This window comes from Polyangiaceae bacterium, from assembly GCA_020633235.1.
GTDB lineage: Bacteria > Myxococcota_A > Polyangia > Polyangiales > Polyangiaceae > JACKEA01.
Genome location: JACKEA010000006.1, coordinates 131453 through 151875 on the forward strand (window position 1 = coordinate 131453; position 20423 = coordinate 151875).

The 20423-nt window shown below is 67.6% G+C and carries 16 protein-coding genes; 10 read left to right on the top strand and 6 right to left on the bottom strand.

The genetic code is table 11. From position 1 onward, the window contains the following. Positions 1-72 precede the first annotated feature (72 nt). The 6 genes from H6717_30330 to H6717_30355 all read left to right on the top strand — a co-directional run bounded on the left by H6717_30330 (position 73) and on the right by H6717_30355 (position 6768). Positions 73-384 carry an RNA-binding protein gene (locus H6717_30330; protein MCB9581367.1) on the top strand — a complete coding sequence of 104 codons (312 nt, stop codon included), beginning with the start codon at positions 73-75 and terminating at the stop codon, positions 382-384. A gap of 122 nt (positions 385-506) precedes the next feature. Beyond that, positions 507-1769, top strand: coding sequence for an MFS transporter (locus H6717_30335; protein MCB9581368.1), 1263 nt, complete (start codon positions 507-509; stop codon positions 1767-1769). A 96-nt stretch (positions 1770-1865) separates the two neighbouring features. After that, the gene (locus tag H6717_30340) at positions 1866-2975 is read left to right on the top strand and encodes an S-(hydroxymethyl)glutathione dehydrogenase/class III alcohol dehydrogenase (GenBank protein MCB9581369.1); all 1110 of its coding nucleotides are present in this window, start codon (positions 1866-1868) and stop codon (positions 2973-2975) included. A gap of 9 nt (positions 2976-2984) precedes the next feature. Beyond that, a complete protein-coding gene (fghA, locus tag H6717_30345; protein ID MCB9581370.1) occupies positions 2985-3818 on the top strand; it encodes an S-formylglutathione hydrolase in 834 nt (277 codons plus the stop codon). 482 nt (positions 3819-4300) lie between these two features. Beyond that, positions 4301-5482, top strand: coding sequence for a thrombospondin type 3 repeat-containing protein (locus tag H6717_30350; protein ID MCB9581371.1), 1182 nt, complete (start codon positions 4301-4303; stop codon positions 5480-5482). Continuing rightward, positions 5479-6768, top strand: a complete 1290-nt coding sequence (locus tag H6717_30355; GenBank protein MCB9581372.1) for a thrombospondin type 3 repeat-containing protein — start codon at positions 5479-5481, stop codon at positions 6766-6768. Before H6717_30350 ends, H6717_30355 begins: the two co-directional genes overlap by 4 nt. Here the strand turns inward: H6717_30355 and H6717_30360 are convergent. Continuing rightward, complete coding sequence (locus H6717_30360) at positions 6735-7625, bottom strand: PhnD/SsuA/transferrin family substrate-binding protein (GenBank protein MCB9581373.1); 891 nt, start codon at positions 7623-7625, stop codon at positions 6735-6737. The genes H6717_30355 and H6717_30360 overlap by 34 nt on opposite strands. Further along, positions 7576-9021, bottom strand: a complete 1446-nt coding sequence (locus tag H6717_30365; GenBank protein MCB9581374.1) for a hypothetical protein — start codon at positions 9019-9021, stop codon at positions 7576-7578. The genes H6717_30360 and H6717_30365 overlap by 50 nt, the downstream gene beginning before the upstream one ends. 126 nt (positions 9022-9147) lie before the next feature. On the opposite strand from H6717_30365, the gene H6717_30370 reads away from it, so the two are divergent. From H6717_30370 to H6717_30380, 3 genes are all read left to right on the top strand, one after another. Further along, the gene (locus H6717_30370; protein MCB9581375.1) at positions 9148-10440 is read left to right on the top strand and encodes a sigma 54-dependent Fis family transcriptional regulator; all 1293 of its coding nucleotides are present in this window, start codon (positions 9148-9150) and stop codon (positions 10438-10440) included. Between the two features lie 122 nt (positions 10441-10562). Then, entirely contained in the window at positions 10563-11411 is an 849-nt protein-coding gene (locus H6717_30375; protein MCB9581376.1) for an MBL fold metallo-hydrolase, read from the top strand. A 51-nt stretch (positions 11412-11462) separates the two neighbouring features. After that, positions 11463-12926: a sigma-54-dependent Fis family transcriptional regulator gene (locus tag H6717_30380; GenBank protein ID MCB9581377.1), complete on the top strand. Its 1464-nt coding sequence runs from the start codon at positions 11463-11465 to the stop codon at positions 12924-12926. Here H6717_30380 and H6717_30385 read toward each other — a convergent pair whose 3' ends face one another. The 3 genes from H6717_30385 to H6717_30395 form a co-directional block, all read right to left on the bottom strand. Continuing rightward, on the bottom strand, positions 12927-14321 hold the full coding sequence (locus H6717_30385) for a serine/threonine protein kinase (GenBank protein MCB9581378.1): 1395 nt from the start codon (positions 14319-14321) through the stop codon (positions 12927-12929). Between the two features lie 206 nt (positions 14322-14527). Further along, positions 14528-17506 (bottom strand): glycosyltransferase family 39 protein, encoded by a 2979-nt coding sequence (locus tag H6717_30390; protein ID MCB9581379.1) that lies wholly within the window; start codon positions 17504-17506, stop codon positions 14528-14530. Positions 17507-17546: 40 nt separating this feature from the next. Next, positions 17547-18386 (bottom strand): 50S ribosomal protein L11 methyltransferase, encoded by an 840-nt coding sequence (locus tag H6717_30395; GenBank protein MCB9581380.1) that lies wholly within the window; start codon positions 18384-18386, stop codon positions 17547-17549. A gap of 26 nt (positions 18387-18412) precedes the next feature. Between H6717_30395 and H6717_30400 the strand changes: the two genes are divergently transcribed. Next, entirely contained in the window at positions 18413-19627 is a 1215-nt protein-coding gene (locus H6717_30400) for a hypothetical protein (GenBank protein MCB9581381.1), read from the top strand. Here H6717_30400 and H6717_30405 read toward each other — a convergent pair. Further along, positions 19612-20388, bottom strand: coding sequence for an EAL domain-containing protein (locus H6717_30405; GenBank protein ID MCB9581382.1), 777 nt, complete (start codon positions 20386-20388; stop codon positions 19612-19614). The two genes, H6717_30400 and H6717_30405, sit on opposite strands and share 16 nt — an antisense overlap. Between the last annotated feature and the right edge of the window lie 35 nt (positions 20389-20423).

Consider the following 20423-nt stretch of genomic DNA (forward strand, 5'->3'; position numbering starts at 1 on the left):
CCTGAGATCCACCACCCAATGCCGGCGTTGGGCGTGGGAACTTCGAGCCGGGACAACGAATCGAGACAAGTCATGGGTAATCGTCTTTACGTGGGCAACCTTTCCTTCAACTCCGACAACGACACGCTTCGCCAGGCCTTCGAGCAGTTCGGCGAGGTGACTGACGTGCACGTCGTTTCGGACCGCGAGACCGGTCGGTCGCGAGGCTTCGGCTTCGTCACCCTCGGCTCCGACGAAGCCGCGCAGAACGCCATTCGCGAGATGAACGGCGCGATGCTCGACGGTCGTGCGCTCAAGGTCAACGAGGCCGAAGAGCGTCAGAACCGTGGCGGCGGCGGCGGTGGTCGCGGTGGTCGCGGCGGCGGCGGCGGCGGTCGCTGGTAGTCAGCGTCTTCGCCAAAGGAACGGTGGCTCACCCGGCTTCGGGTGGGCCACTGCCTTTTTGTGCTGGATGTCGGGGCGCCGCGGAACCTCGCGGGACGAGCGTATGCTGAACGCGGACCTGCATGAGCGCCGCCACGAAGAGACCGCGCCGAGGCATTCGAGCGGCCATCCGCGCCAACGTCCTGGTGCTGGGGCTCGGGAGCCTGTTCACGGATTTCTCGAGCGAGATGATCAATCCGCTCTTGCCGCTGTTCTTCGCGGGGCTGGCCCCTGTGATCGGCGCGGCGTTCTGGGTCGGCCTGTCGGAGGGCGTCGCCGAGACCACGGCGAGCATGCTCAAGATCTTCTCGGGTCGCATCAGCGATAGACTCCACAAGCGCAAGTCGCTGGTGCTCGCCGGTTATGGTGTTTCCAGCCTGGCCCGGCCGGCCATCGCGCTGGCCGCCCTCGCCTGGCACGTGGTGGCGCTGAAGTTCTTCGACCGCGTGGGTAAGGGTCTGCGCACGTCACCGCGCGACGCCTTGATCGCCGATTCGGTGGACGCGGGGCACCGGGGGCTCGCCTTCAGCTTCCACCGCGCGATGGACCACACCGGGGCCGTGCTCGGTCCGCTGACGGCGATGGCCCTGCTTTATCTCTGGCTCGGCTACGCGCGGTGGGGCGGCGTTGGTGGCGGCGTGAGCGCCGAGGAGATGCACGCGATGCGCGTGCTGTTCGGCGTCGCGCTGGTTCCGGGCGTGATTGCCGTAGCCGTGCTCGCTCTCGGCGTGCGTGAGATCGTCCCTGCGGCGGAGTCCGGACCTGGAGGCACGGGGGAATGGCGTCAGCTGCCGCGGCGCTTCAAGCTGTTCGTGGCGATCGTGTCGCTGTTCGCGTTGGGGAACAGCTCCGACATGTTCCTGCTGCTCTATGGGCACGAGCTGTTCGGATGGGGGCTCATGCCGTTGATCCTGCTCTGGATCGCGCTGCACGTTTCCAAGATCGTGTTCAGCATCCCGGGCGGCATCGTGAGCGACAAGCTCGGGCGCCGTCCGGTGATCATCAGCGGCTGGATCGTCTACGCGCTGATCTATCTCGGGTTGGCCGTGGTCGCCGCCGAGTGGGCGTTCTGGCTCCTGCTCATCGCCTATGGCTTCTACTACGGCATGACGGAAGGCGCGGAGAAGGCGCTGGTGACGGACTTCGTTCCGAGCAGCCAACGCGGGACGGCGTTCGGCATCTACCATGGTGCAATCGGCTTGGCGGCGCTTCCTGCGAGCCTGCTCTTCGGGGTGTTCTGGGAAGCGATCGGGCCGCGCGTCGCGTTCGGCATCGGCGCGGTTCTCGCCGGATTGGCCGCTGTCGGGCTTTCCGCGCTGGTGTCTGTGGACGGGGCTCGGAGCTGAACGGCTCCCGTGCCGCGGCGCGCAACGCAGCGCACGCCTTCCGTTTTGCGGCACGACGCACTAAACGTGAGACTTCGTTCCCGGAGGAGAATCGCGATGGACGTGCGCGCTGCAGTGGCCCGAGAGGCCGGCAAACCCCTGAGCATCGAGACGGTTCAGCTCGAAGGCCCGAAAGCGGGCGAGGTGCTGGTGGAGCTCAAGGCGACTGGCGTGTGCCACACCGACGAGTTCACGCTCTCGGGCAAGGACCCGGAAGGGATCTTTCCGAGCATCCTCGGTCACGAGGGCGCCGGCGTGGTGGTGGACGTCGGGCCCGGCGTCACCAGCGTGAAGAAGGGGGATCACGTGATCCCGCTGTACACGCCGGAATGTCGCGAGTGCGAGTTCTGCCTGAACCCCAAGACCAACCTGTGCCAAGCGATCCGCGCGACCCAGGGCAAGGGCCTGATGCCGGACGGCACCAGCCGCTTCTCTTCCGGCGGTAAGCCGCTGTTCCACTACATGGGGACCAGCACCTTCGCCAGCCACACGGTGCTGCCGGAGATCGCGGTGGCGAAGATCCGCGAGGACGCGCCCTTCGAGAAGGTCTGCTACATCGGCTGCGGCGTGACCACGGGGGTGGGCGCGGTGATCAACACCGCCAAGGTGGAGCCGGGCTCCAAGGTGGTGGTGTTCGGTCTGGGCGGCATCGGCCTGAACGTGATCCAGGGCGCGCGGCTGGTGGGCGCCGACATGATCGTGGGCGTGGATCTGAATCCGGGTCGTAGGGCGATTGCCGAGAAGTTCGGCATGACGCACTTCGTGAACCCCAAAGAGGTGGAAGGGGATCTGGTGCCGTATCTGGTGAACCTCACCGGCGGCGGCGCGGACTACACCTTCGAGTGCGTGGGCAACGTGGAGCTGATGCGCCAGGCCCTGGAGTGCTGCCACAAGGGCTGGGGCGAGTCGGTCATCATCGGCGTCGCGCCGGCGGGCGCGGAGATCGCCACTCGGCCCTTCCAGTTGGTCACTGGTCGGGTGTGGCGCGGCTCCGCCTTCGGCGGTGCTCGGGGCCGCACGGACGTTCCCAAGATCGTGGACTGGTACATGGACGGCAAGATCGACATCGACAGCCTGATCACCCACACGCTGCCTCTGGATCGCATCAACGAGGCGTTCGACTTGATGCACGAGGGCAAGTCCATCCGCACCGTCGTGACCTACTGACGCATGGCCATCGAGACGCTGAAGCAGCACCGCATGTTCGGCGGTGTGCAGGGCTTCTACACCCACGACAGCTCCGAGACCGGCACCCGGATGCGTTTCTCGGTGTTCCAGCCCGCCGGTGCGGAGCGCGGCGCGCCGGTGCTCGTGTATCTCTCGGGGCTCACCTGTACGGACGAGAATTTCACCACCAAGGCGGGGGCTCAGCGCGTCGCCGCGCAGCACGGCCTCGTGCTCGTAGCGCCGGACACCAGCCCCCGCGGCCTCGAGCTACCGGGCGAGCACGACAGCTACGACTTCGGCAGCGGCGCGGGCTTCTACGTGGATGCCACCGAGGAGCCGTGGTCGAAGCACTACCGGATGTACAGCTACGTGGTGGAGGAGCTGCCGCGCTTGCTCGAAACACACTTCGGCGTGGACCTCGGGCGCATGGGCGTGTTCGGTCACTCCATGGGTGGCCACGGCGCGCTGGTCACGGCCTTCCGCAATCCTGATCGCTTTCGCAGCGTGTCGGCGCTTTCGCCCATCTGCGCGCCCACCCACTGCCCGTGGGGCAAGAAGGCCTTCAGCGGCTATCTCGGGACGGACGAAGCCGCGTGGAAGCAGTACGACGCCAGCGAGCTCGCGGCCACCACCCGCTTCCGCGGCGAGATCCTCGTGGATCAGGGCAGCGCGGACGAGTTCCTCGAGCGCGAGCTGATGCCGGAGCGGCTCACGGCGGCCTGCAGCGCGGCCGGCATTCCCCTCACCCTCCGCATGCACGACGGCTACGACCACAGCTACTACTTCATTGCCACCTTCGCCGCGGACCACGTCGAGCACCACGCGCGGGTGCTCTGCAACTGAAGGGCCCTGCTCTCTTTCAGTGAATGTCGGTTCGCCGCGGAACCGCTCTGCCAACCCGCGGTTGGCGGCCGGTAACCGAAGGTTGGCGTTGGCTCGCCGCGCTCGCTAGCGATTTCGCGAGGTTGGCGGCCTAGGGCCGTGGCTTGGCGCTTGCTGTGCTTCGGAGCGTGAAGACGACTCGGCGATACGCCTCTCGCTCCTTGGCTCTGGTCTTGCTGGCCGTGGGCGCGCTCCTCGCCGGCGGTGCCGCGATGACGGGCTGCACCGCCGAGGTGGGTGACGGCGAGCCTCTCGGCTTCTCTCAGCAGGCGGTGAGCGCGCCACTGGCGAAGGCGTACTGCAGCATTCCGGTGACCGGCAAAGGCACCAAGAGCATGGAGGAGGACTACCTGCCCCATGTCATCCAGTGCGAGAACGGCGGCGCCAATCTCCAGGCCCTGAAGGCGCAGGCCATCGCCGCGCGGTCCGTGGCCTACTACGCGATGGCGACCAAGGGCTCCATCTGCGACGGCCAGGGCTGCCAGGTGTACTCCTGCGGCGCGACGCCTACGGCGAAGCAGAAGCAGGCCGTGAAAGAGACCGCGGGCATGTACCTGTCCTACGGCGGGATGCTCACCTACGGCTTCTACGTGAACGGTGACTCGAAGACGTCGCCGCCGAGCTGCAAGGGCAGCACCAGCGTCTCCATCGAGAAGTACATCACCTACAACGAGGGCAAGACCGGCACCTCGGTGAAGCAGACGTCCCTCGGCTACATCGGACCGCCCGGCTACGGGCAGAACCGCGGCTGCATGGGTCAGTGGGGCGCGCGCTGCCTGGAGAACGGCAAGGGCTACGATTACAAGCAGATCCTCCAATTCTACTACGGCAAGGACATCAAGATCCTCACGGCCTCGGGCTCCTGCGTGGCGCCCACCGACACCGACGGCGATGGCGTGCCGGACAGCAAGGACAACTGCAAGACCACCAAGAACGCGAATCAGACGGACACCGACAAGGACGGCAAGGGCGACGCCTGCGACGGCGACGACGACGGCGATGGCGTGGCCGACACCAAGGACAACTGCCCGCTGAACAAGAACGCCGGCCAGTTGGACACCGACGGCGATGGCAAGGGCGATGCGTGTGACGCCGACGACGACAATGACGGCGTGAAGGACGCTGACGACAACTGCCCGAAGACGGCCAACAAGGGCCAGGCCGACGCCGACAACGACGGCATTGGCGACGCCTGCGAGAAGGACACGGATGGCGACGGCGTGGTGGACGACACCGACGTGTGCCCGAACGACAAGGACCCGGAACAGGTCGACACCGACGGCGACGGCGACGGCGACGTGTGCGACGACGACGATGACGACGACGGCGTGCTGGACGTGGACGACAACTGCCCGCTGGTGGAGAACCCCGCGCAGGCGGACAAGGACGAGGACGGCGTGGGCGACGCCTGCCAGAGCACCGGCGGCGCCGGAGGGGCCGGCGGCCTGAGCGGCGAAGCCGGCGGGGGCGGGGTGCAGCAGAGCACCAAGACCCTGGCCGGGGACGACGGCGGCTGCAGCGTGGGCGGGTCCGGCAAGGGCTCCGGCGGAGAGCTCCTGTTGCTGGCGGCCGCAGGGATCATTCTCGCCCGGCGCCGGTCGTGCTCGAATGGGAGCAAATCATGAAACCGTTTCGTGCCATCGCTGTGCTTCTCGGCGCCGCCGCCGCGTTTTCGCTCTCCTCCGGCTGCGCCCTGCAGACGGCGGACGAGCCGGACTTCCACGGGGAAGAAGAAGAGCCCGTCGCGTCCGTGCAGGAGAAGCTGACCACCGTGGCCAGCGTGGTGAGCACCAGCTGCTCCACCTCCAGCGTGAAGGGGCTCAGCGAGCAGATCGTCGCCCAGATGAACTGCAACGTGCCGAACTCCATGGCGCAGGTGCCCTCCCGACCCAACCTGACCATGGGCAGCGCGGTGTTCCCGTTCATGCAGTCCCCCGCCAAGAACGCGTTGGTGAAGGCCCTCGACGCGCACCCGGGCACCAACATGAAGGTGAACTCGATGTTCCGCACGGTGGCGGCGCAGTACGTGCTCTACCGTTGGTACAAGCTGGGCAAGTGCGGCATCAGCCTGGCCGCCACTCCGGGGTCGTCCAATCACGAGTCGGGGCTGGCCATCGACGTGAGCCAGTACAGCACCTGGAAGAGCGCGCTCACGGGTAACGGCTTCAAGTGGCTCGGCTCGTCGGATCCGGTGCACTACGACTACGCGGGCAGCGGCGCCAAGAACTTGAAGGGCGAGGACGTGCTCGCGTTCCAGATGCTCTGGAACCTGAACAACCCCGGCGACAAGATCGACGAGGACGGCTCCTACGGTCCGCAGACGGAGGCGCGGCTCGCGAAGTCCCCCGCGGCGGGCTTCACCAAGGAGCCGAGCTGCGGCGTGACCGACACCGACGGCGACGGCGTCGCCGACGACAAGGACAACTGCCCGAAAGACAAGAACAAGGACCAGCTGGACACCGACGGTGACGGCAAGGGCGACGTCTGCGACGGGGACGACGACGGCGATGGCGTGGCGGACGCCGCGGACAATTGTCCCCTGGTCGAAAACCCGGAGCAGGCGGATCTCGACGGCGACACCGTGGGCGACGCGTGCGATGACGACATCGACGGCGACGGCATCCCCAACGACCAAGACGCTTGCCCGCTCGAGGATCCGTGCAGCGGTGCAGCCGGGGCCGGGGGCCAGGGCTTTGGGGGCGCCGGGGGTGCCATCGGCGTCGGGGGTGAAGCCGGCGCGCCGAGCGGCACTGGGCAGGGGACCAAGCTGCTCAGCGGCGACGATGGCGGCTGCAGCGTGACGGCACCGCGGCGGACCAACAAAGGAAGCCTGACCTTGGTGGCGTTGGGGTTCGGTCTGCTGCTGCTTCGCCGTCGTCAGGCGTCGAGGTCGCGCAGGCTCTTGGTGTAGCCGCTGGGCGGCGCCACGAAGGCGGCGCTGTGGAACAGCTCCAGCAGCAGGCCGCGGTCGCTGCGGCCGAGGGCGGCGAGGGCGGCGGCGAGCTCTTGCAGCAAGGGACCGGGAATGCGGCTGGAGGCGACGATGGCGTCGGCGGGTACGGTCCCCGCGGTGGTGACCATCGAGAGCTCGTCCTGGCGTGAGCCGGCGCGGAACCAGCCGGCATCGAGCACGCGACGCGTGCCGGACTCGAGCACGGCGTAGGTGGCGCCCACCTCGGCGGAGCCGCGTAGCACGTGCTCGACGACGCCTTCGTGCGTCCTGCCGAACACGCCGTGGGAGAAGAAGGTCTCGGGATCCTTCTGCGCGGCGGCCACGAAGCGTCGCGGGACCACGTAGCCGGCGGCGCTTCGGGGATCCACCCAGGCTACGGACTTGCCCTCCAGGGCCGAGAGGCCGTCCCAGCCCTTGTCCTTCTTGGCGAAGAAGGCGGAGTGGTACACGCCCGAACCGCCGCGTGCGAGACAGGCGACGGGTACGGCGCCGCGTTGGCCGATGGCGCTGGCGGCGAGCAACGGGGGAGCCCACAAAAGATCCACGCTGCCCGTGGTGAGGCGCGAGAGCAGCTCTCCGTAGCTGCGTTCCACCTGGGGGTAGATGACGCGATTCACTCGAGCGCTGAGCGCGGTGCAGAAGCGATCGAGTCGCGTCCTGGTCGCGGGGTCCGTCGATGCGATGGCGAAGGCCCATGCACCACGACGCCGCGAGGAGGCCTCGCGTTCCGTCTCTCCGCTCACTGCGGAGTTAGCATAGCACCGCTTACTGACAGACGCCGGGCTGCACGCAGCTCTGGCTGCTGCTGCAACCATATACGGAGGCGTTGGGGTCGTTGCAGTCCGGGTCCCAGGCGCCGCATTCGCAATCGCAGCCGTCCAGGGCGGCGAAGTAGCTGGGATCACACGTCCAGCTGCCGGGCACGGCGATGTCGCTGATCGTCAGGGCATAGGTGCCACAGTCCGAGGTGCTGTAGCCGTCCACGATCACGTAATACGTGGCGTCGGCGGAGGACGTGTTCTCGAGGGTCAGGCTCTCGTTGCCCAGGGTGTCGGAGATGTCCACGCAGGTGTTGCCGGTCTTGTCGGCGCAGCTGGTGACGACCCACAGCGCCGCGTCGAAGGCGATGTTGGTGAGATCGACGCGCACCTTGGTGCCGGGCTGCAGCGTTAGGGCGTACAGGCGCTCGGGGCCCGGGGAGTCGTTGAAGCTGCAGGCGCTGGTCGGGCTCTGGGCCACGTCGTACTGGCTGGTGGCGGTGCAGGTGTCGCCGGTTTCGTTCAGCGTGGTGCCCGCGAAGGTGCCGAGATCCGTGGCGGAGCACGAGAACCCGGTGCAGCCGGAGGTGTCGTACTGGCAGCTGGAGGAGCAGCCGAGCTGACCACCGGTGAAGCCGAAGGTGCTGCAGGTGCTGCTGCCAAGGGCGGTGCCGTCACACGCTTCCCCGGACTCCAGGACGTTGTTGCCGCAGCCGGCATCGAAGCTGGCGGAGGATACGTGCAGGCACGCGCCGCCCGGCACCGGCGTGGAGACGTAGTTGCTGTCGATGGTGACCTCCACCAAAGTCACGTTCGAGAGCGAGCCGCTGATGCCGCCGGAGCTGATGGGCGGCTTGTTCACCTGGATGCTTCCGGCGGACTGATAGAAGTACTTCGACGCGGTGGTGCCGCTCACGTCTTGGGTGACGAGCACGCACTGATCGCAGGTGGCGAAGCTCGCGTTGTTGCCGCTGGCCAGATCGAAGCTGCCGGTGGTGTCGGAGTAGAACTGAACGTAGAAGCTGTCGGGCAGCGCGCCGCCGAGGGTGGCGCCGGGGGAGCCGACCACGCCTTGCGCGGTGGACGTGCCGTTGGGATCGATGCTGAACGCGGTCGGAGACAGCTCGATACAGGACGACGTGCCGCCGGCGCCTGCGCTCCCAGCGGCGCCCGCAGTGCCGCCGGTGCCGGCGCTGCCTGCGGCACCTGCAGCGCCGCCGGTGCCCGCAGTGCCGCCGGTGCCCGCAGTGCCGGCGCTGCCTGCGGCACCTGCCGCGCCGCCGGTGCCCGCAGTGCCGGCCGTACCGCCGGTCGCACCGAAGCCACCAAAGGCGCCGTTCCCCGCTCCGCCGTCGAAGAACCCGCCGGAACCACCACCCCCCACGCTGTCCTCGCTGTTGGCGCAGGCCGCGAGCAGCACGGGCACGAGCAACAGAATCGCCGTCTTGGTCATTGGCAGGCGCTGACCTATGTCCGAAACCGCCGCCGCGCAAGCGCGGGGCTTTCCGCCGTCATTCCGCTATGAGATAACTGCTCGATCATGACGGATGGGCCGACGCGCGCCAGGCCTCTGCCGACCGTGGTTCGCTACGCGAAGGTTCGCGTGACGGTGACCCGTGGGCCGGACGTGGGGCTCTCCTTCGAAACGGCGGGGCTGCCCATCCACATCGGGACCGCTCCCGAGAACGATCTGGTGCTGACGGACGACACCGTCTCGCGACGCCATGCCGAGTTCGAGCCGACGCCCCTCGGCATGCGGCTGCGGGACGTGGCGTCGACGAACGGCATCATGCTCGGTGGCGTCCGCATTCGCGACGCTTTCGTCCCGGGGGACGTGCAGGTGGCGCTCGGCGAGACTTGGATCGCCGTCAACTGGCTCCAGGAAACCGTGGGCCGCATGCAGGTCTCGGTGGATCGCTTCGGCGACGTGCTGGGGCAGTCGCCGCGCATGCGCGAGATGTTCGCGGATCTGGACCGCATCGCACCCACGGACGTCACCCTGCTCTTGGAGGGAGAAACCGGCACCGGCAAGGACCTGATTGCCGAGGCGGTGCACGCCGAGTCGCCTCGGGCCAGCGGCCCCTTCGTGGTGTTCGACTGCGGAGCCGTCGCCCCCACCGTGATCGAGAGCGAGCTCTTCGGTCACGAGCGCGGCGCCTTCACCGGAGCGCAGAGCCAACACGTGGGCGTGTTCGAGCAGGCGGACCGTGGCACGTTGTTCTTGGACGAGATCGGTGAGCTGCCCCTCGAGCTCCAGCCGAAGCTGCTGCGCGTGCTCGAGAAACGTGAGATCCGTCGCATTGGCGGTCGGGCGCCCATCTCCGTGGACGTGCGCATCATCGCGGCGACCAATCGCAACCTGCGTTCGGAGATCCAGCGCGGCAACTTCCGCCAAGATCTGTTCTTCCGGCTGGCGGAAACCCACCTGGTGGTGCCGCCCCTCCGGGACCGCATGGAAGACCTCGACCAGTTGGTCGAGCACTTTCTGTCCCTCGAGCGCCCGCCAAAGCAGCTGTCGGACGTGCCGCCCAGCGTTTGGGAGATGTTCCGAGCCCACCGCTGGCCGGGCAACGTGCGCGAGCTCCGCAACGCCGTGCAGCGCCTGACCATCACGCCGGAGCGGCCGATTCAGGGCGGGGTGATGGAGCACTCGAGCGTCGGGCGGCCGGCGCCGAGCTGGGTGGTCGGGGACCGCGTGGTTCCGCTGCGAGTGGCGCGGCGTCAAGCCGGGGACGATTTCGAGCGGGAGTACCTGGAGCAGGTGCTCGGGCGCAGCGACGGCAACGTCACCCGCGCCGCGGCGCTGGCGGAGGTCTCTCGGCAGATGATGCAGAAGCTCATGCGCAAGCACGGCATGGGCGAAGGGCGCTGAGCGCACCAACCTGGAGCGGTGCCCCCTGAGGGCGCGCCAGCACGGCGCAGCGTTCGGAGTTTTCGAGGGATTTCTCGACGGCACGCCCTTCGCAATGGAGCTCGTCCAAAAGGAGAGCTCAGATGGCATTCAGCATTTGTTTTTGGGGCGTTCGCGGAAGCATCGCTTCGCCCGGTCCCGACACAGCGGCCGTGGGCGGCAACACCAGCTCGGTGGAAGTGCGCTGTGGTGCTCAGCGCGTGCTCTTGGACGCGGGGACCGGCATTCGCCGCTTGGGTGAGTCCCTGCTCGCCGAAGGCCCGGTGCGGGCGACGCTGCTATTGAGCCATCACCACTGGGATCACATCCAGGGGCTGCCGTTCTTCGTTCCGCTGTACGTGCCGTCCACGGAGCTGACCGTGATCGGTCCCACGCCGGAGCGGGTGAGCGTGCACGACGTGCTGGAGCACCAGATGACGAGCCCCGTGTTTCCGGTGCGCCTCGACGAGGTGCCGTGTCGTCTGGACACGCGCGAGGTCGTGCCGGGCGCGGAGCTCTTGCTGGACGACGTGCGGATCCGTGTCGCGAAGGGCAACCACCCCGGCGGCTCCCTCGCCTATCGCATCGACTACGACGGCAAGAGCGTGGTGTACGCCACGGACACGGAGCACTACTCCTGCGTGGATCCGGCGCTGGAGCGCTTGGCGCAGGGCGCGGACGTCCTGATCTACGATTCGCAGTACACGCCGGCGGAGTATCGCGGCGAGACCGGGCCTTCGAAGGTGGGCTGGGGGCACTCCACCTACGAAGAGGGCGCAGCCCTGGCCCGCGCCGCCGGTGTGCGGCAGCTCGTGCTGTTCCACCATGATCCCAAGCGCACCGACGCCGCCGTGGCAGAGCTGGAAGCGAAGGCTCAGAGCCAGTTCGCGGGCTCGGTGGCCGCGCGGGAAGGCATGGTGATCGACGTGGGGCGACGCGCGCAGGCGGCGTGACGTCGGACGGCGATGCAGCCTATGCTCGTCGCGCGGTCCGTGCCGCTCGCCATGTCACGCCTGTCCCTGCTCGTCGATCTTTCCGCGCTGCTGGCGCGAGAAGTCGATCTGGACGCGCTGTTGGCGTCCGCGTGCGAGCGCCTGAGCGAGGCGCTCTCGGCCGATCGCGCGAGCATCTGGCTGGTGGACGCCGAGCAGGGGGACCTGGTGACGCGCGTTGCCTTGTTGCCCGAGGTGCCTGCCCTGCGGCAGCCCGTGGAGCGCGGTATCGCGGGGTACGTGGCGCGCAGCGGCGAGACCGTGCGCGTGGACGACGCGGCCAGCGACGAACGCTTCGACCCCAGTGCGGACCGAGCCACGGGGTACACCACCAGGTCCATGCTGGTGGTGCCGATTCGCGAGCATGCGCGAGCGCCGGTACGCGGCGTGGTGCAATTGCTGAACAAGCGTGGCGGGCCCTTCGACGGCGAGGACGAGCGCTACTTGGAGGCACTGGCTACACAGCTGGGCCGTGCGCTGGCGCTGACCACGTTGCGGGCCCAAGACGCCAGCGAGCCGGGCGTCACCCTGCGCGGGCCGTTCAATCGCATCATTGGTCGCAGCGATGCGATGAAGAAGGTGTACGAGCGCATCGGCCTCGCGGCAGAGACCGATGCCAACGTGCTCTTGTGCGGCGAGACGGGTACGGGCAAAGGGCTCTTCGCCCGGGCCATTCACGTGAACTCGCCGCGCCAAGGCGGTCCGTTCGTGACGGTGGACTGCACCACGCTGCCCGCTCAGCTGGTGGAGAGCGAGCTGTTCGGTCACGAGCGCGGCGCCTTCACCGGCGCAGAGCGCCGCGTGCGTGGCAAGGTGGAGATGGCCCACGAGGGCACTCTGTTCGTCGACGAAATCGGCGAGCTACCCCAGGAAATGCAGGGCAAGCTGCTGCGCTTCCTGCAGGACAAGAGCTTCGAGCGGGTGGGCGGCCGCGAGACCCTCGCTTCCGACGCGCGGATCATCTGCGCTACCCACCGCGACCTCCGCCAGCTGGTGGCGGAGGGGAAGTTTCGCGAGGATCTCTATTATCGCGTGCGCGTGGTGGAGGTTTCCGTGCCGCCGCTGCGCGACCGCGGGCCGGAAGAGATCGAGATCCTGGCGCGGCACTTTGCTGCCACCTACGCCGAGCGCTACGGTCGGCCCTCGCTGGAGCTGTCGCCCGAGGTGCTCACGCGCTTGCGCGCACACCGCTGGCCTGGCAACGTCCGGGAGCTCGAGCACTGGGTGGAGAGCGCCGTCGTGCTTTCCCCCGACGGCCACGTGACGGAAGACGCGCTGCCCGCGTCGAGCTCCGGCGCCGTCGCTTCCGCGCGGGGTGACGGTGTGTGGCTGCCCTTGGGTCTGCCCCTCGACGAGGCGTCGCGACGCTACGTGGACGCAACCGTGAAGGCCGTGGACGGCAACAAGACCGAGGCGGCCCGCAGACTCGACGTTGGGCGCAACACGATTGGTCGCGTGCTCAAGCGCCGAAAGTGATCAGTGAGCTTCCAGGGCGCCGCGCCGGAGCAGGCCGGCGAGCATGCGAACGACGTCGCGCCGCGGATAGCCGCTGGCGTCGATCACGTCGTCCACCGTGGCGCCTCCGTCGACCAGTGCCAAGAGCGCGGCCGCGCGGGGGGAGAGGTTCAACGGTCGGGGATCCTGTCCCCGCGGCGTAACGACCAACAAACGATCATGGCCACCCACGCGCGCTTCGAAGATGCGATCCAGAATCGGGAACGCGATGCCCATGAGCTTGTAAATCCCCGAATCCTTACCAGAAACGGCCAGCTCCAGCAGGCGCTCGGCGTAGTAGACAGCGTCGTCCAGGGCGCCTTCCGCGTGGGCCGCCTGGGCGTCGTGGAGCAGATGCTCGGCGCGCTCCACGGAGGAGTCCGGCGGCTCCGGGAGAGGCGTGAGTGACGCGACCGGCGACGACGCGTACTCCACCGCGTGGCCGTCCGGCGGGGTGGTCATTCGATAGCTGCCCTTGGAAAGCTTGGAGCCCGGGATCACGGGCTCCGTCCGCGACACGCCGGCAGAGCGCGCGGCGTTCTCGAGCGCCCAAGCGAACTGCGAGACACTCGGGTAACGCTCGCTGGGGTCCTTGCTCATGGCGCGGGCGATGACCGCGTCGAGCGCATCAGGAACCCAGGGCGCGACCTCCGATAAGCGTAGCGGTTCTTCGTGCACCACCTGGTAGAGCACGGAAGCGGGATCCTCTCCCTCGAAGGGAAGCCGCCCCGAGAGCAGCTCGTAGGTCATCACCGCGAGAGCGAACTGGTCCACTCGATGATCAATCAGCTGGCGGCCGCGGGCTTGCTCCGGCGCCATGTACTCCGGCGTGCCCACGGCCGTGTGCTCGTCGGTGATGCGCGAGCGGGAATCGGCCATCTTGCTGACGCCGAAATCGAGCACCTTGACGAAGTCGCGCTCCCCATTGACCTGAACCAAGAACACGTTGTCCGGCTTCAAGTCGCGATGGACGACGCCGCGAGCGTGGGTGGACGCCAGGGCGGAGGCGATCTGTCCGGTCAGCGCCAGCGCCTCTACGACGGACAGGTGGGACTCGCGATCCAGGCGATCTGCCAGGGTCTCGCCTTCTAGGAACTCCATCACCAGGTACGGCTCGCCCGTGGGCGTCACGTCGACGTCGAACACCTGAACGATGTGAGGATGGCCGAGGAGCCCGACGATCTCCGCTTCACGCTGGAAGCGCGCGACGGCTTCGGGCTGCTTGCAGAGCCGCCCGAGCAGCACCTTGATGGCGACACGGCGGTGGAGCCGCACGTGAGCGCCTTCGTAGACCGCTCCCATGCCCCCCTCCGCGATGAGTCGGACCACCTCGTAGGTGTCTTTCAAGACTCGTCCGACGAACGCGCTGCCCGCCACGCGCCCGCTCGATCCTTCCGTAGGGGGAGCTGGCTGTGTCTCGTTTTGGGAGCGATCGTCCGCAAGCACGATGCAAAGCGAGGCAAGCTGCGTGCCCGCGGGACGAATGGCCGCTCCGTCCGTCGATCGGACAAACCTCGCGCACATGTCGCTGAGCAGGCGCAGTACATGCGCCGCCGCCACCGCCGAGGGAAATGCCTGCGCCTCTAGAAACGCACTCGCGCGATGAAGAACTTGTTGTTCAGCTCTTCGTTCGTGATCTTCGTGAAGTCTTTGGGATTGCCGAGCTCGCTCTTGAGCGACCCGATGCGTCCGTGCTCGGTCGTGAAGTACATGGTGGTGACGCCCTTGGCGCGCTCCGCCGCGACCCAATCTTTGAACTTTTGACCGGAAGCAACGAAGGCCGGCACGTGATTGCCAGTGTAGAAGTTCTCGCCCTTCCAGTTCATCTGGTAGGCGACCAACGGTGCCTCTGGCCCCGGCCGGTCCTTGTAGTAGGCCATTACCGTTTCACGCTGACCCCAGTGGGGCGCTGCGCGGAACAGGTACACGTTCACGCCCCAGGCCGCCCACATCACGCTCACGGCCAAGAACAGCGCCGCCGCGTGGGTACGGATCCTGCGGAAAATGAACAGGGCGCTCACCCCGCTGGCCACTACCGTGAAGCCCGTGAGGATGCCCTTGAAGTCCAAGGACTGGGGCCACGGACGGCGGTAGTTGTAGGTGAACAAATGCATCAGCCTCGCCTGGCCGTCGATGTCTCCCGTAGAGGTGACGAACATGTCGCGGCCGGCGAGCAGTACCACCGCCGCTGACGCGAGCCCCAACGCGCCGAGGATTGCGCTGTCGAAGCGGCGCGACTGGTCCAGCTCACCACCCTTGCGTCCGTAGATGGCCATCACGGCAACCGCGAGGGCCAGTCCCAAGCACAGCGAGGTGATGGCGAGCCACGGCGTGGCGGCCGGAGCTTTGTGGTCTTCGAGCGTGCGCCCGACGATCGATCCCGGGAACAGACGGAACGCGCCGTAGACCAGCAGCGTAGCGGAGCCGAGCATGCCGCTCACGTAGGGGATCAGGCGCTTTCGCTCCGGGAGCTCCGCGCGATCGAGGCAATGATCGACGAGCACACCGACCAACGCCGCCGTGGGCGGGACCACCGGGAAGATGTAGTGGTGGAACTTGGTCAGCGTGATCGTGAACATGCTGAACGCGCTGATGAACCACAGCGCGAAGAACGCGCCCGCGTCGCCGCGGGGATCGGATACGTCGTTGCGGCGCCGCGCCCACCACACCAGGGCGCCGGCGGAGAGACCGGTCCAGGGGAATAGGCCGTAGCCCAGCTGCCAGATGTAGTAGCGGAAGCTGACGTCGTCTCCCACGTTGGTGTCGTGCACGTGGACGAACGCGCGCTTGTACATGTCGTGGAACAGCAGCCGATCCGTGAACGGCTGGCCGTGGCGCATGAACATCTGCACGTACCAAGGGAGCGTGACGCAGCACACGAGCAACCCGAGGCCGAGCAGCTCCATGCGCGTGAGGTCTTTCCAGCGCTTGGTGGCGGCGATGTACATGCCCGCGATGAAGATGGGCAGCACCAGGCCCGGAGCGCCCTTACCCAACGCGCTGAGCGCCACCATCAACCACGCGGCGATGAAGTACAGCCGCGCCTTGCGCCGCTCGCCGCGGTTGATCCACAGCAGGAACGCGCCAATCCCGCCCCACACCAGCGACGCCATCCAGGGCTGGAAGTCGCGGTTGACGGGCAGTGCCTTGCGGCAGGGCTCGTTACCCGGCAATCCGCAGTTGCCGCCACCGGAACCCGAGAAGAAGTCGTCCAGGTGCGGCCGGAAGCCGTGGGGCGTGGCGTCGAGCTGTAGCGTCAGGTTGCGCGAGGCCAGGTACAGGACTTGCGGCAGCACGCACAGGGCCACCAGGGCGAACACCAAGTGGTAGCCGGAGATGCGCAGCGCGCGCTTCCCGAGCTTCACCTCGTACACCTTCACGCGCTCTTCGGGATCCGTGAACAGACCGAGGAGCAAGAGCCCCATGGCCGCCGTCAGCGGCCCGACATAGGGCATGTCGGTCATCGTTTGGTGCCCGATCAGGAACCAATAGGGCATGGTGACCAGCACCAGGCCACTCAAGAGGCCCGCGCGCCGCCCGTAGACCTTGGCCACGCCCTTGTACAGCAGGTAGCCGCCCACCACCGTGAGCAGGAACACCGGCATGCGCGCGGCCCACTCCGGCTCGGGAACGCGTCCCTGGGAGGCGCCGATGAGCATCTTGTCGGGCATGAAACCCACGCCCAACGCCGAGAAGAACAGCGCCTGGATCCAGAAGTCGAAGACCGGCTTGGACCAGAACCAGCCATCTTGAGCCCACCACAGGGAGATCCAGTCGTCTCTCGCGAGCATCTCGCGAGAAACCTCGCCGTAGTGGGTCTCCCAGGGATCACTCAGGGAGTAGGCCCCCAAGAGCGGCAGGTAGATGAGGGCGGTGATGACCACCAGCCAGAACCCGTGACGGTGGAGCAGGCTCCGCACCTGGCCCGTCTCGTCGGTCTTCCAGGGACCGAGGGCTTCACCCACTCGATACATAGCGACCACACACCATATGAAGGCCGCCGTGATCAGCAGGGCGCCGGTCAGCCGCGGAAACGGCAAGGTCCCCGCCACGGCCAAGCGCAGGAACAGGAACAGAGCCGAGCCGGCAGCGGCGAGCTCGATCAAGCGACCGCCGACGGCACTCCCGCTCACTGTCTCCACCACCCGGACGACGGGATCGTCGAAGGTTCCGAGCAGATCGAAAATGCCGATGACCGCGACCAAGCAGCCGAGCAGCCCCACCGGAACACTGAATCCAAAGTGGCGATCCGTCGTCATCAGCAGGAACGGGATCGCCGCGCCCAGCACAGCGATGAGGGTGCCGCGCACCGGGTGAAGGGGATTGCCCGGCGGGATGACTTCCTCTTCTTGCTCCTTCTTGGACGCCGGCGCTGCGGCAGCGGGCTCCTGCGCCGGCGCCTCCTCCTGCTCGCCGTGCTCCTGCGCCTCGTCTTGCTCGTCGCCGTGCTCGGAGACGGGAGCCTCGTCCTGCTCGGAGACCGGGGCCTCGTCCTGCTTCTCCGGCGCGTCCTCAGGGGCGCCCGAGTCCCGAGTGGACTCGTCTTTCTCGCCGTCGCTCATGGCCCTCGATTGGGTCGCCTTCCTAGCCTGAAAACCCCGGTCAGTCCATCTTGGCCGTGGGGCCGGCCCGGGTGCGTCGAGCTTCCAGCAGAACCCAGCCGTCGCTGGTGGATTCCCCGCAAATCGAGAGGTCCGAAAGCAGCGCGGCGAGCTCGCTGCGCCGCTCCTCCAGCACGCCCGTGACCAGCAGGGTGTCGCCGGTGACGCGGACCAGGTCGGGGGTGAGATCGAACAGCGCTGGGGCCTCCACGTTGGCGACGACCAGATCGTGTCGCTGCTTCACAGCCGCCAGTGGTCGCGCGGAGAAGCGACACGCCAAGCCGTTCAAGCGCGCGTTGGCGCGAGCGTTGTCGACGGCACGTCGATCCACGTCGATGCCCAGGCAGCGACGGGCGCCACAGGCTGCGGCGATCATCGCCAACACGCCGGTGCCGGTCCCTACGTCCAATACCGCCGTTCCCGGGTGGGCGCGCACGTAACGCTCCACCGCCGTGGCTGCCAATCGCGTCGTGGCGTGGCTGCCGACCCCGAACACCAGATCCGGCTCGAACCAGAGCACGCGCGCGCCTTCGGTGGGGCTCGCGTCGTGCCCGGTCGGTGCCAGCACGAAGCCCTCGGCGACCCGCACCGGCTCGAGGTATTCCGTCCACGGCGTCTGCCACTCGCTGGCGGAAAGCCGGCTCAGCTCGGGCTCGAGGCCGCATTGCTGCACCGCCGCCACCAGCGGTGCCAGAGCACGGCGGCTCTCGGCGTAGGCCACCAGAGCGCCGTCCCGCTCCTCGAGTCCGCCGGCCGCCGCGGAGAACAGCGCCGCGGCCACGCGCTCGGCCTGGTTCGGCGCCACACGCACCTCCAGCATCCACACGTCGCCCCGCGTCATGCCGTCCTCGTGCGACAATGGCGCCCATGGGGAGCGAACGGCCGCTGTGTATCTTCGTGAGCGACATCCATCTGACCGATGCGCTGCACGGTTCGGCGGTGCCGAAGGTCGACGCCTTCGAGCGCTTCTGGATACGCATACAGGCCGCGCGGGGTCAGCGTCCCGCACGTCTGGCGTTCGTGGGGGACCTGTTCGACATCGTCCGCTCGCCCACCTGGCACGAGACGCCGCATCGGCCGTATCACGATCCCAACCCGGACACCGTCGCGGTGGTGGAGCGCATCGTGGACGGTATCATCGAGCGCGAACGGCTGTTCTTCGAGGCCATTCGAACGCGTGTGGAGAGCGGCGAGCTCGAGGTGCACTACGCCCTCGGAAACCACGATCGGCTGCTGGCCTACGCACCCAAGGCCCGGCGGGCGATCTGGAAAGCCCTCACCGGGAAGTGCGTCGACGTGGAGCTCCCGCGTGAGCTGTCGTTTCCCGATCACGGCGTGCTCGCGTACCACGGTCACGCGGGCGATCCCATCAACGACGATCCGGACGGCGGCGGTACCATCGGGGACGCCCTCGCCTCCGAGCTCATCGTCAGGTTTCCCAGATCCGTTCAGACGATGATCGGGCAGCGTCACGAAGAGCTCGAGGACATCGACGACGTGCGTCCCATCTACGCCGTGCCGGCCTGGGTGCGGGAGATCGGCATTCGTCAGCGCGAGCTGTTGGGACCCGTCGGACGGACCTGGCGGGAGCTCGTCGGCGAGTTCCTGGACAATCCCTTCGTACGCCGCTGGATGCGGGACCAGCACCGGGCGCTGGGTCTGGATACCGGCAAGAAGCTCAAGCTGATGCTGGAGCTGTCCACCGGGCGCCTCATGGCACACACCCATGATCAGCGGCTGACCAAGCTGTACAAGCTGTTCCAACACGCCTTCGATGGCCGCATGGCCCAACGTGCCGTGGCGGAGCTCGAGGCGCGCAAGCAGGCTCGCTTCGTGGTGAACGGCCACTCGCACTTCGCGTCCATGCTGCCGCTCGGCAATCGCGACGGCGCTCCCGCCGTGTACTTCAACACCGGCACCTGGCGCACCCTGCATCAGATAGGGCACGGGCTGGCGGGCAGGCCGAGCTTCCTCGCCTACGACGCCATGAGCTATCTGGTGTTCTTCCCCGCCGACGACCCCCTGGGGCGGGACTTCGAGTGGTGGAATGGCGCGCTGGTGACGCGTCAGAAGGGCCAGTAGATGTCCGGCGGTGGGTAGCCGGGCCGTGCGAGCAGGTAGCCTTGACCGAAGTCCGCGCCGGAGTCTCGCACGGCGGAAAGCTCGTCCACCGTTTCGATTCCCTCCGCCACGACTCGGGCCCCGAGGTCGTGGCACAGCTTCACCACCGAGCGTACCAGCACCTGCTGGCGGTGGTACTGGTGCAGCTCGCGAACGAGCTCGCGATCGAGCTTGATGACCGCGGGCTCCAAGTCCAACACGCGCTTCAGGTTGCTGTGCCCCGAGCCCAAGTCGTCCACCACCAGGTGCGCGCCGGTGCGATTGCACACTTCCTTGAGCACGCTCTTGCACAAGTCGAAGTACTGAAACGCAGCAGATTCCGTGATCTCCAGATACAGCTCACCCTCGTGGAAGTTCACCGGGTCGTCCGGGCGCACGAGCCATCGTGAGCTGAGCTCTTCGGGGTGGATGTTCAGGAACAACCGCGTCCCCAGGGCGCGGGCGATGGCGACTTCTCGGATGGGTCGTCCGAGCCGCCCACACGCGCGCTCTTCCACGGCGCGTTCGAACAACTTCGACGGATCCGCATACTCCGGCCACTTGCAGCGGGTCAGCGCCTCCACGGCGAACAGGCGCCCGCTTCGCAGGTCCACGATGGGTTGCATCGCGATGTCCAGGTCTTCCGCCGTGATCAAGCGGGTGCTCCGCGCGCGCGGGTCCCCGGGGCGGCGGGAGCTCAACTCCTCCTCCGAGTAGGTCCAGCGAATGCGCTTGCCGCTCATGGTCGAAATCCCCCGAAACGAACCGCCAGGATACC

Bases quoted from the DNA above. Each gene is read 5' to 3' on its own strand.
- H6717_30330 (MCB9581367.1), top strand. From the start codon at position 73: ATGGGTAATCGTCTTTACGTGGGCAACCTTTCCTTCAACTCCGACAAC.
- H6717_30335 (MCB9581368.1), top strand. From the start codon at position 507: ATGAGCGCCGCCACGAAGAGACCGCGCCGAGGCATTCGAGCGGCCATC.
- H6717_30340 (MCB9581369.1), top strand. From the start codon at position 1,866: ATGGACGTGCGCGCTGCAGTGGCCCGAGAGGCCGGCAAACCCCTGAGC.
- H6717_30350 (MCB9581371.1), top strand. From the start codon at position 4,301: ATGGCGACCAAGGGCTCCATCTGCGACGGCCAGGGCTGCCAGGTGTAC.
- H6717_30355 (MCB9581372.1), top strand. From the start codon at position 5,479: ATGAAACCGTTTCGTGCCATCGCTGTGCTTCTCGGCGCCGCCGCCGCG.
- H6717_30360 (MCB9581373.1), bottom strand. From the start codon at position 7,625: ATGGTTGCAGCAGCAGCCAGAGCTGCGTGCAGCCCGGCGTCTGTCAGT.
- H6717_30365 (MCB9581374.1), bottom strand. From the start codon at position 9,021: ATGACCAAGACGGCGATTCTGTTGCTCGTGCCCGTGCTGCTCGCGGCC.
- H6717_30375 (MCB9581376.1), top strand. From the start codon at position 10,563: ATGGCATTCAGCATTTGTTTTTGGGGCGTTCGCGGAAGCATCGCTTCG.
- H6717_30380 (MCB9581377.1), top strand. From the start codon at position 11,463: ATGTCACGCCTGTCCCTGCTCGTCGATCTTTCCGCGCTGCTGGCGCGA.
- H6717_30390 (MCB9581379.1), bottom strand. From the start codon at position 17,506: ATGAGCGACGGCGAGAAAGACGAGTCCACTCGGGACTCGGGCGCCCCT.
- H6717_30395 (MCB9581380.1), bottom strand. From the start codon at position 18,386: ATGACGCGGGGCGACGTGTGGATGCTGGAGGTGCGTGTGGCGCCGAAC.
- H6717_30400 (MCB9581381.1), top strand. From the start codon at position 18,413: ATGGGGAGCGAACGGCCGCTGTGTATCTTCGTGAGCGACATCCATCTG.
- H6717_30405 (MCB9581382.1), bottom strand. From the start codon at position 20,388: ATGAGCGGCAAGCGCATTCGCTGGACCTACTCGGAGGAGGAGTTGAGC.